This window comes from Pedobacter sp. G11 (genome assembly GCF_003860265.1).
Taxonomy (GTDB): domain Bacteria; phylum Bacteroidota; class Bacteroidia; order Sphingobacteriales; family Sphingobacteriaceae; genus Pedobacter; species Pedobacter agri.
In genome coordinates this window covers 1,985,962-2,000,138 of sequence record NZ_CP034190.1, presented here as the reverse complement: position 1 = coordinate 2,000,138, position 14,177 = coordinate 1,985,962, and the positions used below count along the sequence as shown (strand labels likewise).

At 38.7% G+C, this 14,177-nt stretch carries 9 protein-coding genes; all 9 read right to left on the bottom strand.

From position 1 onward, the window contains the following. Window positions 1-145 precede the first annotated feature (145 nt). Complete coding sequence (locus EA772_RS08715) at window positions 146-700, bottom strand: RNA polymerase sigma factor (protein ID WP_124912538.1); 555 nt, start codon at window positions 698-700, stop codon at window positions 146-148. Between the two features lie 126 nt (window positions 701-826). Then, entirely contained in the window at window positions 827-2,710 is a 1,884-nt protein-coding gene (locus EA772_RS08710) for an alpha-amylase family glycosyl hydrolase (RefSeq protein WP_124912536.1), read from the bottom strand. Between the two features lie 96 nt (window positions 2,711-2,806). Then, on the bottom strand, window positions 2,807-4,183 hold the full coding sequence (locus tag EA772_RS08705; protein ID WP_010601036.1) for an MFS transporter: 1,377 nt from the start codon (window positions 4,181-4,183) through the stop codon (window positions 2,807-2,809). Window positions 4,184-4,404: 221 nt separating this feature from the next. Then, a complete protein-coding gene (locus tag EA772_RS08700) occupies window positions 4,405-6,084 on the bottom strand; it encodes an alpha-amylase family glycosyl hydrolase (protein WP_246834076.1) in 1,680 nt (559 codons plus the stop codon). A 164-nt stretch (window positions 6,085-6,248) separates the two neighbouring features. Continuing rightward, a complete protein-coding gene (locus EA772_RS08695) occupies window positions 6,249-8,567 on the bottom strand; it encodes a glycoside hydrolase family 65 protein (protein ID WP_124912532.1) in 2,319 nt (772 codons plus the stop codon). A 69-nt stretch (window positions 8,568-8,636) separates the two neighbouring features. Next, the gene (gene pgmB, locus EA772_RS08690; RefSeq protein WP_010601033.1) at window positions 8,637-9,317 is read right to left on the bottom strand and encodes a beta-phosphoglucomutase; all 681 of its coding nucleotides are present in this window, start codon (window positions 9,315-9,317) and stop codon (window positions 8,637-8,639) included. Between the two features lie 157 nt (window positions 9,318-9,474). Next, a complete protein-coding gene (locus EA772_RS08685; protein WP_124912530.1) occupies window positions 9,475-11,388 on the bottom strand; it encodes a glycoside hydrolase family 13 protein in 1,914 nt (637 codons plus the stop codon). Between the two features lie 60 nt (window positions 11,389-11,448). After that, on the bottom strand, window positions 11,449-12,483 hold the full coding sequence (locus EA772_RS08680) for a SusE domain-containing protein (protein WP_124912528.1): 1,035 nt from the start codon (window positions 12,481-12,483) through the stop codon (window positions 11,449-11,451). A gap of 18 nt (window positions 12,484-12,501) precedes the next feature. Beyond that, window positions 12,502-14,172: a RagB/SusD family nutrient uptake outer membrane protein gene (locus EA772_RS08675; RefSeq protein ID WP_010601030.1), complete on the bottom strand. Its 1,671-nt coding sequence runs from the start codon at window positions 14,170-14,172 to the stop codon at window positions 12,502-12,504. Window positions 14,173-14,177 lie beyond the last annotated feature (5 nt).

Sequence of the window (14,177 nt, the reverse complement as noted above, 5' to 3'; positions counted from 1 at the left end):
TAAAAATTGTATTAATTTTGATTGAACGTGATTTAAATCGGAAACATGAAATCTTTGAGCGATGAAAGCGGGAAATGATCTGTTCGATTCTTCACCCGGTAGAAAGGACGACAGTAGTAAGTTTATGAGAAGGAAAGAAAATTTTTTAGGTATTAAATTCTTTTCTCAAAATCTTAAGCGCATCGTAAATGGTATTGTAGGCTGTTTTTATGGTTTGGTTACTTTGTTCAGCAATTTGCTCATAACTCAATCCATCGAAAAACTTTAAGTGAATGAGTTGTTTTTGGCGAAAAGTTAGCTTTTCCAAAGCATTTTTGAGTTGATGTTTGACCAATTCATCACTTTGTACTTTCACGATAAACTCTTCATAACTCATTTCCATCCAATCGCCATCTGCACCAGCATTGAATAATGCATCACTGATTTTACGTTTCCGCTCTAAAATTCTGAGTAATTTCCTTTTCAAGAAGGTTCGAAGATAAGCTTCCACATTATCTACGCGACTAAGCGTTTCGTGCTTCTCCCAAATGGTGGTAAAAACCAAATCGGTCGCTTCGCTCGAAGTATCTGCATCTGCACAAACCCTTATACCAAAATTTACCAAAGGATAGTAGAGTTCCTTATAGAGATCAAAAAACGCATCTTTATCGCCAGAACGAATTCGTTCCCATTGTAAGTGATGCGCCAGTTTATCGTTCATTTAGGATGTTTAGTTGTTAAAACAATATTAACTAAAAACATCAAGATTATGATGAACATAGCCGCAGATTTGAAGTTTTTGTAAACTAAACGCTCAATCTGCGGCTAAATACTAATCCTAAAATATCTATCTCAAGGCTACCTTACTAAAAATATGATATTCGCCAGGGGCCAAGCTTGCGATATAGTTATTAGAATTTAAACTGATGTTAGTCCCTGCTGCATCAACCCAGGTTCCCGAAGAACCAAAATCAATATTTGCAGTTTGATTGACAACGTCGAAATTCCCAACTACTATCACCGTATTTGCCCCCTCTACCAGCTTAATGTATTTAATCCCTCCGGCTAAACTATAGGTAGAACTCGTTGAATTAAAAATAGAATTATTCTTTTTTAAACGAATGAATTTAGTGTAAGCATTGTACAAAGCTTTTCGATTTGGATCACTATAATATTCCCATCTTATTGGTTTTTCGCCAGTTCTTCCGTTGAAATCAATATTTACATCATAGCCCAATTCGCCAAACTGCCAGATCATTTTTGGCCCTGGAATGGCAAACAAAAATGCGGCCGCCAGTTCTTCTCTTTTTAATGATGTGGCTAAATTTCCTTTAATCGAATAATTTCCTGATGCGTTGCCATATGTGATGTTCTTGAAGTTCAAACGTTCTTCGTCATGGCTTTCGCCATAGCTCACCAAATTTTCCGATTTAGAAAAACCATGATTGGCATAAAATCCCCACTGAAAATTAGAATTTGTCAGCCAGCCCATCGTGGCTTCATTCATATTATAATTCAAATTATTCCAAAGCATCATGCCATCATCTGCCAATACTTTCTCTTCTGATTCTTCTGCAAAATGTTCTAGAATAACGTAGAAATTATTCGGGTCTATACTTTTAATATAACTGTTATAGTCTTTCCAAATGGCCACTCTACCGGCATCATATTTTCTAAAAACATCATCCCCGGAAGACTGTGTTTGGGTAAAACCTTTGGATAAATCAAATCTAAACCCATCAATTTTATACTGCTGCATCCAGAATTTAATTACATCTTTCGAGAATTTTTTAGTGGCTGCACTTTCATGGTTAAAATCGTAACCTACATTAAAGGGATGTTTTGCATCAACATTAAACCAGGGACTGTTTGCCGTTGGTTTAGAACCATCGAAATACATTTGCACCATAGGCGATTGACCGAATGAGTGGTTTAAAACCATATCCATAATTACGGCAATCCCTTTACCATGGCATTCATCAATAAAATTCTGCAAGGCGGTTTTTGTTCCATAATATTTATCAGGAGCGAAATAAAATGATGGATTGTAACCCCAGCTTAAATTCCCCTCGAATTCATTTACAGGCATCAATTCAATAGCGTTAATGCCCATGTTTACCAGATAATCCAATTTCGTAAGCGTAGAAGCATAAGTATGTTCGGTAGTGAAATCGCGAATAAGCAATTCATAAATCACAAGATTATTTTTTTCAGGGCGAACGAAGCTATTGTTTTTCCAGGTGTAAATAGGCTGGTTGGCCTGCATTACGCTTACAATTCCAGTGGTTTTACCCGTTGGATAAGCCTTTAAATTAGGATATACCGCAGCCGAAATGTATTGATCGTTGTCTGGATCAAGTACTTTCTCGCAATAAGGGTCGGCAACTTTTAACTTTCCATCAACATAAAATTGATACGCATATTCAGTGCTTGGATTTAAGTTATCAATTTGAATCCACCATGTATTTCCATCGCTGGTCTTTTTCATTATCGATGCTGTTGTAGACCAATTATTAAAATCGCCAATTAATGAAACTGACGTTTTTCCTGGTGCATAAAGTGTAACAATAGCCGATGTTCCGTTATTGATAAACGCAACACCATCTTTTGCACCAGCAGGCAAATCGGTTGTGGGGTTTGTAGGTGTTTCTGTTCCGCCTTTAGTTGAAGTTTTTTTGCAGGAAGTATGGAACGCTGTTACAAGCAGCAATAGGTAGATGATTTTTTTCATTTGGTTAGGGATTTTTAGAGGATTTTGGTCATTGCGAGGTTCGAAGCAATCTATTTTCGATGAGATTGCTTCATCCCTCGCAATGACCAAATGTTTTTATACTGACCTATTTTCTTCAATAGACAGTTCTGACGCTAAAACTTCATCTGTTTTCTTTGGTTCTCTGATGAAAATGTAACAGATAACAGCGGCTAAAATCATTAAGCCACCGCCCAATTGAACGGCTAGAAGTCTGTCGTTATTTAATACATTACGCATTAACCAGCCAAAACCGAGTGATGCTATAATTTCTGGCAGTACGATGAAGAAATTAAAAATCCCCATGTAGATGCCGATTTTATCTTTAGGTAATGAACCGCTTAACATGGCATATGGCATAGAAAGAATACTTGCCCAAGCGATACCCACTCCCGTCATACATAGATATAACATGTTTTTGTCATGTACCCAAGCAACGCTGATTAATCCGATGGCGCCACATAATAAACAAATGGCATGCGTGGTTTTTCTACCCAAAGCATCAGCTATTTTTGGTAAAACCAATGCGAAAAGGAAAGTGATTACACTATAATATGCTAAAGTTAAACTACCGAAATCGGCACCTTGAGCATAGATAGGGTCAGCGGCATCTTTACCGCCGAAAACGTTTACCGCAACGGCTGTAGTGTAATAAAACCACATTAAGAACAATCCCGGCCAGGTAAAAAACTGAACCAAGGAAACGATTTGCATGCGTTTTGGCATATTGCTTAATGCATGAAAAATCTCTTTTGCCCCGCCTAAAAAACCACTATTGTTCTGTTTCAATTTTTCTTTAAAATCGGCATCTTGAGGTGGATATTCTTTGGTGGTAAAAACGGTCCACAGTACAGCGGCAAAAAAGAAAAATGCGCCGATATAAAAGGAGAACTTGACATTTTCAGGAATATTTCCCTGCGTTGCAGTATTCTCTAAACTGAATACATTTTTCATTAACCATGGCAATGCCGAGGCTACACTTCCGCCCAAACCAATCATCATGCTTTGCATAATAAAACCACGGTTAACCTGACTATCAGGTAATTTATCGGTAACAAATGCACGGAAAGGTTCCATGGCAATGTTGCCAAAAACATCTAAAACCCAAAGCAAACCTGCAGCCATCCATAAAACACTGCTGTGCGGCATGAAGATTAACGCAATGCTGCTAACAATGGCACCAATCATGAAATAAGGCCTTCTTCTACCCCACTTCGGATGCCAGGTTCTGTCACTTAAATAACCGATAATTGGTTGCACCAATAGACCGGTTAATGGTGCTGCCAAAAACAATAACGGAACCTGGTCAGGGTTGGCTCCAAGGTTTTCATATATACGCCCCATGTTGGCACGTTGTAAATCCCAACCAAATTGGATTCCGAAAAAGCCAACACTCATATTAATGATTTGTGCCAGTGTTAATTTCGGGTTCTCGAATACTGTTTTTAAGCTCATTGTATTTGGTTTATTTAACCGCAAAGGACACGAAGTGAAAAGCGCAAAGGTCGCAAAGCTGGATATTTATTATTTAAATCTTTGTGTTCTTTGTGGTTAATTTAATTGTGCATTTGGTTTTGTTTAACCGTAAAGGGCACTAAGTTAAAGCGCAAAGCTGGATGTTTATTCTTTGTGTTCTTTGCGAAAATCTTTGCGTTCTTTGCGGTTAATCTATTCGTTTAAAATTCTATTACTTGCGCCGAAACCGGGCCAAGTGTTACCGGAATGCTTGTTCCTGCAGGTATGTTTAGTTTTCTGTCAGTCAACAAATCCGTAACAGGAGAAGAATGTTTCACTTTTAAAATATGGTCAGGAATTTCGATGTTGGCTTCTAAAGTCTGATTTCTATCAAAGTTGGCAATGACCAACAGACGCTGCTTACCCGAATAACGGATAAAAGCATACATTCGGTTGTTCATATTTCCTGCTTGCGGAACATCATAAATTTCGCCGTTTACTACTGCATCACTGGTAGAAGTTATCTTTAAAAGCTGTTTGTAGTAAGCCCTTAAGTTTTGCTGCGCTGCATTTAATTTATGGCCATCAAATAAACCACCATTCATCCATTTCTGATGATTCGGAACACCCCAATAATCAAAAATTGTGGTGCGGTTATCATCGCCACCAAAGCCCTCAGCTCCTTTTCCTGGCTCACCTACTTCCTGACCGAAATAAAGCATTACGGGACCAGAGCCAAGCGTAGCCGAAACCACCATTGCAGGTAAAGCCAATTCAGCTTTTCTTGCAAAGCCTGCTGATGCAATGCGTTCCTCATCGTGATTTTCCAAAAAGCGCAACATATGTTTGCCAAAACCAGCGCTTTCTACCTGCCACACATGACGAACATCTTTCACATCGGCAGATGGTTCGTTTCTAATTAACCTTTTCAAGCCATCATATAATCCAACTTTATCATATAGGTAGTCGAATTTGCCTTCCTCTAAATACTGTTTGTAAACCTGCGGATTGTAAGCTTCACCTAAGAAAATCAAATCGGGGTTAACTTTTTTAACTTGCGGAATCACCCAGTTCCAAAATGCGATAGGCACCATTTCAGCCATGTCGCAGCGGAAGCCATCAACGCCTTTTTTTGTCCAAAAAATTAAAATGTCTCGCATTTTAGTCCAAACTGGCGGGATGGGTTCGAAATGATTTTGTCTGCCGTTTTGATAATCGACACCGTAATTTAACTTAATGGTTTCATACCAATCATCATATTTAGGCGATGCCGTAAAAGCATCATTACCCGTCGCTTTTGCAGGATTTTCATCAAACTTTCCATCCTGTAAGATAGAAAGCGGCGTTTTTTGTCCGTTGGTGGGCACTACAAAAGGCTGATTAGGAATATAATAAAAATCATTTTGCGAACTGAAAGCTTTATTAACGTCATCCTTAGCTCCAAAATCAATAACGTTTTTTGGCTTCGCGTAAGAATGGTAACTTCTAGCCACATGATTCGGCACAAAATCGATAATGACTTTCAGGTTCTTAGCATGCGTTCTTTTTACCAAGGCCTCGAACTCTTTCATTCGGTTCTTCACGTCAACCGCTAAATCCGGGTTCACATCATAATAATCACGAATGGCATATGGAGAACCTGCTCTACCTTTTACCACATCAGCATCATCAACCTTAATTCCGTATGCAGAATAATCGGTTAAACTGGCATGGGCGATAGCACCAGTGTACCACACGTAGTTTACGTGAAGTTCTTTAATGCCATCTAAAGCTTTATCCGTAATATCATTAAACTTTCCAGAACCATTTTGTTCAATGGTGCCGTAAGGAATATTTGTAGTGTTTTTATTCCCAAATAAACGGGGCAATAACTGATATATAACGATTTGTTTATCGTTCATATTTTTACTCTTTTTTTGTGCAAAGGATGATTGAGCAATTAGTAAAAGGAAAATTGCTATTACTGAAATCATTGAAATGAGGTTGCTTCGTCGTTCCTCCTCGCAATGACGAGGAGTCGAAGCCAATTTCAATACATTTTCCATTTCACATTTTACCTCTACAATCATACCAACTCCGCGTTATTCACTTCAATTTCTGCGTTTCCAGCCAACTTATAAACCTGGTTTCTAATTCCGATTTCTAAATCAACATCGTTATGGTTTTTAATGTTGATGCCATTCTCAGTGATATTTACTTTCAAAGTTGCACCTCTGAAACCAATGGTAAATGAGAACGATTTCCATTGTGTTGGCAAGAAAGGATTGAATTGCAATTTACCATCGCGGACACGCATACCAGCGAAACCCTCTACCACGCTCATCCACGTTCCCGCCATAGAAGTAATGTGTAAACCATCCTCGGTATCGTTATTGTAATCATCCAAATCTAAACGGGCAGTACGCAAATAGAATTCGTAAGCACGGGCCTCATCATTTAGTTTAGCAGCTAAAATACTGTGAACGCAAGGCGATAAAGAACTTTCATGAACCGTACGTGGCTCATAAAAATCGAAGTTTCTTCTGATGGTTTCCAAATCGTAATCTTCCTCGAAGAAATACAATCCCTGTAAAACATCGGCTTGTTTAATAAATGGCGAACGCAGAATCCGATCCCAGCTCCACTTCTGGTTAATCGGTCTTTCGCTTGCCGGCAAATCTTTAACTAAAGTTTGTTCTTTGTCTAAATAACCATCTTGCTGTAAGAATATCCCTAGGTTTTTATCTTTCGGATAATACATTTTTTCAATGATATCTGCCCAATCGGCAAATTCCTCTGCATCGAAATTTAAGCTTTTTAATAAGCTGTTATATTTTTCTGGTTGTTGAGTTTTTACAATTTCAGCAGCCTCGGTTGCATATTTCATGCACCATGTCGCCAATAAATTGGTGTACCAGTTGTTGTTTACATTATTCTCATACTCGTTCGGCCCCGTAACACCAAGCATTACGTATTGTTGTTTTTCACCGCTCCAGTTTACGCGTTGTTTCCAGAAACGGGCAATACCGATTAAAACTTCCAAACCGAAATCCGACAAATAACTTTCATCACCTGTGTAACGGATATAGTTGTAAATCGCGAATGCAATAGCGCCATTACGGTGGATTTCTTCGAAAGTAATTTCCCACTCATTATGGCATTCTTCGCCGTTCATGGTTACCATTGGATACAAGGCAGCGCCATCTTTAAAACCTAGTTTAGCAGCATTTTCTATTGCTTTACCTAATTGTTTGTGACGGTAAACCAATAAGTTTTTGCTCACTTCCTGCGGAGCTGTGGCCAAGTAGAAAGGCACACAATAAGCTTCAGTGTCCCAATAAGTAGAACCTCCGTATTTCTCGCCAGTAAAACCCTTCGGACCGATATTCAACCTGTCATCTTTACCTGTGTAGGTTTGAAATAACTGAAAAATATTGAAACGAATGGCTTGTTGAGCCGAAACATCACCCTCAATAATGATATCGCTTTCTTCCCATTTGGTTGCCCAGGCTTCAGTTTGTTCTTTCAATAAAGTATCGAAACCTTTAGCGGATGCTTTTGCAATAACTGATTTGGCTTCTTCTAGAAGTGATTCCTTTGAATAATTTTCAGAAGATAAGTTTGCTGCGATTTTAATTAAAGTAATTTCCTCGTTAGCCTTTACCTCAACAGAAAAAGTTTGTCCGACGAATTTTTCCTTGCGAACAGCCTCAGGACTGATATCCAATTTCTCGGAACCTTTATACAATTCGATATTGCTCCCGGTACAAACTTCGAATTCTGTTTTTTTCGTCCGCAATTTTATGTAAGCTTCTGTTCCGGTGATTTCATCAGAAACCATATCCCAGAATTTCTCATCATAATTACTATCCTGGTTTTTGACATCACCGTCGATGAAAGGCATCAACGTGATTTTTCCGTCAAAGTTTAAAGGCGTAATGCTGTAGCGGATGGCACCCACTTCGTCATCAGCAATGCTGCAAAAACGTGTTGCTTTTACTTTTACTCTTTTACCACTTTTAAGCTTTGCAGTGAAAGTACGTTCTAAAATACCGGCATGCATATCCAAAACACGTTTGAAATCGCTCACTTCAGCGGTAGCTAAATCTAAGATTTCATCCTCCAGTTTTACTTCGATACCTACCCAATTTGCTGCATTTAAAACCTTGGCGAAATATTCCGGATAGCCGTTTTTCCACCAGCCCACACGGGTTTTATCCGGATAATAAACACCTGCAACATAATTTCCCAAAAGGGTTTCGCCAGTGTAAGTTTCTTCAAAATTGGCACGCTGACCCATACGGCCATTACCCAAACTGAAAATACTTTCTGAAATTTTATTTAAATGTGGATCAAAGCCTTCTTCGATAATGTTCCACTCATCTGCTTTAATGTAATTCTTCATATTTAGTATCAAGTAGTTAGTATTAAGTATCAAGACGTGAAGCCCTATACCTTTAACCCTACAGTTTATTTACAACTCTTCTAAATCTTTAACCGTTAATTTATCTAATCCGCTTACCACCACGTCGGCATCAGTAAGCACACTTTTTTCGCCAATACCAATGGCTTTCATGCCGCCACGCTTTGCAGCTTCCACACCCGCAACCGCATCTTCAAATACAACACATTCATCAGGTTGAAAACCTAAAAGTTCAGCACCTTTCAAAAAAACTTCAGGGTCTGGTTTTGATTTTGTTACCATGTTTCCATCTACAATCTCATCAAAAAAATGAGCAAGATTAGTGCGTTCCAAAATGATTCCAGAGTTTTTACTCGCTGAACCTAATGCTAATTTGTAACCTGCTTTATGAATAGCTGTCAAAAAATCAACCGTTCCTGGCAAAACCTCAGCGGGCGTCATTTTGGTAATCATATCTACATACCAGCTATTTTTTAAAGTAGCCAATTCTTCTTTCTCTGCATCAGTTTTTTCGACTCCGCCCCAGGCCAAAATTTTATTTAAGCTTTCTACCCGGCTTACGCCTTTCAGTTGCTCGTTTTGTTCTTCAGTAAAATCGAAGCCCATGGTATTGGCCAAACGTTTCCAGGCTTGATAATGGTAAACCGCTGTATCTACCAGTACACCATCCAAATCAAAGAGACAGGCTTTAATTTGAGATGTTGCAGGTAGTGTATTTGATGTTTCTTGCATTGTTTTGTTTCTATATGTTGTCCACAGATATGCTAAACTGATGCCAACTAAATAAATAATTTCAAATCACTTATAGTCAATCTGCTACAATTAAATAATGGTTTTAAATGGTTCAGTATCGAACAATCCGTTCAAAAGTGAACACATTAACGCTGCTTTAATTTAACTCTAAAACTAAAGTTGTTTTTGCAGGTACTTTAATTTCTTTAAACGATACCGTTTCGTTATTGATAATGTTTTTGGCTGTGGTAATCCCATTTGTTCTTTCGGCAAAGCGATCTGTATTCAAAGTTTTTTCCTTTTCCGTATTATTAGAAATAACCATTACCGTACCTTTTGGTTGAGCATTGTATCTGAAATAAACATAAATATCATCTTCTGGAACAAACTGCATTAATTTTCCCGTTTGCAATGCTGCGCTATTTTTGCGGTAATTGGCTAAAGTTTTCACAAAGTTGAATGCTTCATTTTCTTTATTTGTTCTGCCATCGGCGATGAACTTATTTTTCTTATCGCCATCCCATCCACCAGGAAAATCAGAGCGTACTAAACCATCAGGGTTGGAGAAGTTTTTCATTAAAATTTCTGTTCCATAATACATTTGTGGAATGCCTCGCATCGTTAACAACAGTGCCATTCCCATTTTGTATTTATCGAAATCTTCATTCACCACAGAATAGAAACGGCTCATATCATGGTTATCCAAAGCAATGCAGTTTAAAGTAGGATCTTTATATAGAAAGTCGTGAGCAACAACATCGTATAAACGGTTGATACCATCCGTCCAGCCATTTTTACCATTTAAAGCTTCGTAAATCCCTTCTTTTATAGCCATATCGGTAATACCTGGCAAATGCGTATCGAAACCACGGTTAACGGTATTTCCTTGAGTGAAATAAGCCTGATTCGCCACTCCCGAAACAAATGTTTCTCCGAAAATAGATAGTGTTGGAAATTCAGCTTTTAATTTTAAAGCCCAATCAGCCATGTATTCAGGGTCGTTGTAGGGATAAGTATCCAAACGCAATCCATCAATTCCTGCATACTCAATCCACCAGATGTGGTTTTGAGTTAAATAATTTTGAACATAAGGATTTTGTTCATCCAAATCTGGCATAGAGGGCACAAACCATCCATCCAGCATCTTTTTACGATCAGCAGCGGATGCATGCGTGTCCATCACGGCTTGATCGCGGTAACTGGTTTGGGTATATTTTGGCCATTGATGCACCCAGCTTTTCATTGGTAAATCTTTGAAAAACCAGTGTCCGGTACCAATATGATTATGAACAATATCTTTAATCACTTTCATGCCTTTAGCATGAGCAGTTTCCACATATTTTTTGAAAAGTTCATTTGTTCCATAACGGGGATCAATTTTATAATGATCCGTTGCTGCATACCCATGATAGGAAGCTTTTTTCATATCATTTTCGATTTCAGGAGTCATCCAAACGGTAGTGATTCCTAAATCTTTAAGGTAATCCAAATGATTGATCACGCCTTGAATATCTCCCCCATGGCGGAAATACATGCTGTCGCGATTGAGTGCTGTTTCGGCTAAGCCTTTAACAACATCATTACTTTTATCGCCATTCGAAAAACGATCGGGCATTAACAAGTAAATAAAATCTTTTTGCGTTACACCTTGAATTCTACCTGCGGTTTTATCGCGGTTTTTTAATTCGTAGTTATAACTAAATATTTTTTTGCCTTTAACAGTGAAATTAATCGGGAACGTTCCCGCCTTTACTGTTGAAGAAAGTTCCAAATCCAAAAACAAGTAATTAGGATTTTCAACTTTGTTAACTTTTACCAGTTTAACACCTGGGTAAGATAAGGTTACATTACTTGTTGCAATATTTTCGCCATGAACAAGCAATTGCAATTTTGGATTATGCATTCCGGCGAACCAGAACATGGGCTCGATGCGTTCTAATTTTTGAGCGAACGAACTGAAACCAGCAAGTAAGATTAGAGAAACTAAAAATGATTTCTTTGCAAAACGCAAAGTGTTAGTCTGAGCATTAAAGGTTAGCGGACGAAGTAATATGTTAAGGGATCTGATCATGCTGAAACTTTATAGATTATAAAAAACCCCGTGGCATAACCACGGGGCAAATATGATAAGTTAGTTTTTAACAATGGTATACGTACCACCAGTCACTTTATCTCCTGTTCTGATTACAGTTAAGGTAATGGTATAGGTACCTGCAGCAGTTACTTTGATGTTATCGCCGTTTGGCGTTAAAGTAGCGCCTCCGCCTAAATTAAGATCCCAGGCATGTCCGAAGCGGAATTTGAACTCTCCAACACCTAAAGTTGTTTTTAAAGAGTAAACTGTTGATTTACCATCGTTCACGCCTTTCATATCAGTATCCGCTCCCCAGCCTCCTGGTGTCGCATCGCCAATTAACGACCATTCGTTTGGTGTACCAAAAACAATGGTGTTTTTATTTAAATCAACTGTTACCTGTTTTACGATTGCTTCTGGAGCTTTTAAGTTATCACCAGCGCTAGAGCTAATTTTACCAGCTCCGGCATCGCCATAAGCAACATCCCATTTCTTAGCGGGTGTAATTTTGAACTCTAAATTCCCAGCTGTGTAAGCAATCATACCAGTGTAAACACCATTACTGGATAAAGAAATTAAGCTATCAGCAGTTGATGGGTTCCAGCCCTGGTAAGCACCTGGAGCATAAATCCATGCAGAAGCCAGATAAGGCGTAGCACTTAATGTTACCACATTTGAATAAGTTAAATCATTTGCCGCAGCTCCTGATTTTAGTCTTACTTCAACTTGCGCAGGTGTACCCACTACGCCGCCCAATGCCAAAATCATATTGTTCACTTCAGTAATGGTTGGTGCATAGGTTTTTGCTGTAACCACAATCTCTCTTGGCGTAGCGAAATTGGTTCCTTTTAAGGCAAATTGTAAAGTTGATGTAACCGGCACCACATAGCCAGTCGAAGTAGCCAATGGATAAGTTAAGGTTGTTGCTGGTAACGCCCCGTTAGTTTGCACTAAATTTAATGTAGTGCTTGATGCCGTAAGTGTTCCTGCCGGAGCAACGTTAGAAACCGTTCTGATTTCATCTTTTTTACACGACCAAAGCGATACTGCAATTAAGCCTAAAGCTAAGGATTTGAATAATTTTGATTTCATATCTTTTGTTAATAAAGATTAATAACCTGTGTTTTGAACCAAATTCGGATTGGCAATTAAATCTGCCAACGGAAGTGGATAAAGATTACGGAAAGCTGGTAAAGCAGCACCTGCCTGAACACCACCTTTATATGGCCATAAATATGTTGAGCCGGCGAACTTTCCGAAACGGATCAAATCTGTACGACGGTGTCCTTCCCAGTATAATTCACGACCACGCTCATCTAAATAAAAATCAGTAGTAAGCGCAGCTGCACTTACGTTCCCCGAAGTATTGCCATAAGCTCTGGTACGTAAAGCATTCACATAAGTCAGCGCCAATGCTGCGCTACCACCTGAACCACCACGGGCAACTGCTTCTCCATAAATTAAGTATTGTTCTGCCAAACGGAATAAGGCAAAATCTAAAGAACTAAATGTTCCATTTAATGATCTGCCAGGAGCTCCGGTTGAAGTCACGTTTTTAAACTTAGTTACACGTAAACCATCTGTAAATTCGCCAACAGCATCAACTGCTCTTTTAGTACCGAAGAAAGCGCCACGTTTATCCAACGTTCCATTTGCATCAGGGAATAAGTTTGGTAAGTTTTGACGTGTTCTGTTACCACCCCAACCACCAGAAGGAACACCATATGATGTAGGATTCATATCAGCGTTAATTCCAGCGTTGATTAAGAAAGTTGTACCACCATAGTTTGTTCCATTAATACCATCGTAGTTAATGGTTAAAATGTTTTCGGTATTGTTTACTTCGTTATCTGCTTTAAACAAGTCCATATAGTTTGCTTTTAACGAATAACTGGCTGCAATTACTTTGCTTGAATAAGTGATCGCTTCAGTATTTTTTGCTGTTCCAGTGTAAACCTGTGCATTTAAATACAATCTGGCTAGCAATGCCCAGGCTGCACCTTTATCAGCACGACCATATTCGTTTGCTCTTGGCTCTGCCAAATCGCCTTCAATGGCTTTCAACTCAGATTCAACATAGTTGAATAAGGCCGCTCTTTGAATTTGTTTAGGGTTTACTTTACCAATGGCATCATCTTCTGTGATGAAAGGAGGATTACCAAAGGCATCTAACAATACCCAGTATTGGAAAGCACGTAAGAAACGAGCTTCAGCACGGTAACGGGTAATGGCAGTGGCATCAGCACCTGTAATGTTTCTGCTTGCTAATTTTTCTGCTGTACTTTCGCGTAAAAATTCATTAGCGAAAGTAATTTGCAATACGCTTCTTGAATATAAGCCACGCAAAAACTGATTATCTGGTGTTGGTGTTCCATAATCTAATTCAGGAATACCCACATCACCCCATGCACAAATGGCCTCATCGGTTACCAATTCTTGTGAGGTCCAGAATAAACGAAGGAAATCTGCGTAACCTGCATTTAATCCGCCCACATCACTATTATCAGAACCTGATGGACTTGTTAACGCATAAGTTGCATATAACTTTACCAAACTGTTTTTATAACCTGCCGGAGTTGCATAAACGGTAGCAGATGTTACATCGTTGGTTGGTGTTAAATTAAACGATTCTTTTTTGCATGAATTTAATGACAACAGTAATGCACCTGAAGCCAGTATCATTTTAAATGAATTTTTCATTTTCATATCTTTTCTTTGATAGGTTTTGATCACCGTCGCTTTAGCAGCTTTATTCTCAGCATTTAAATTGATCGTGTTCATCGCTA

Bases quoted from the DNA above. Each gene is read 5' to 3' on its own strand.
- EA772_RS08715 (WP_124912538.1), bottom strand. From the start codon at position 700: ATGAACGATAAACTGGCGCATCACTTACAATGGGAACGAATTCGTTCT.
- EA772_RS08710 (WP_124912536.1), bottom strand. From the start codon at position 2,710: ATGAAAAAAATCATCTACCTATTGCTGCTTGTAACAGCGTTCCATACT.
- EA772_RS08705 (WP_010601036.1), bottom strand. From the start codon at position 4,183: ATGAGCTTAAAAACAGTATTCGAGAACCCGAAATTAACACTGGCACAA.
- EA772_RS08700 (WP_246834076.1), bottom strand. From the start codon at position 6,084: ATGAACGATAAACAAATCGTTATATATCAGTTATTGCCCCGTTTATTT.
- EA772_RS08695 (WP_124912532.1), bottom strand. From the start codon at position 8,567: ATGAAGAATTACATTAAAGCAGATGAGTGGAACATTATCGAAGAAGGC.
- pgmB (WP_010601033.1), bottom strand. From the start codon at position 9,317: ATGCAAGAAACATCAAATACACTACCTGCAACATCTCAAATTAAAGCC.
- EA772_RS08685 (WP_124912530.1), bottom strand. From the start codon at position 11,388: ATGATCAGATCCCTTAACATATTACTTCGTCCGCTAACCTTTAATGCT.
- EA772_RS08680 (WP_124912528.1), bottom strand. From the start codon at position 12,483: ATGAAATCAAAATTATTCAAATCCTTAGCTTTAGGCTTAATTGCAGTA.
- EA772_RS08675 (WP_010601030.1), bottom strand. From the start codon at position 14,172: ATGAACACGATCAATTTAAATGCTGAGAATAAAGCTGCTAAAGCGACG.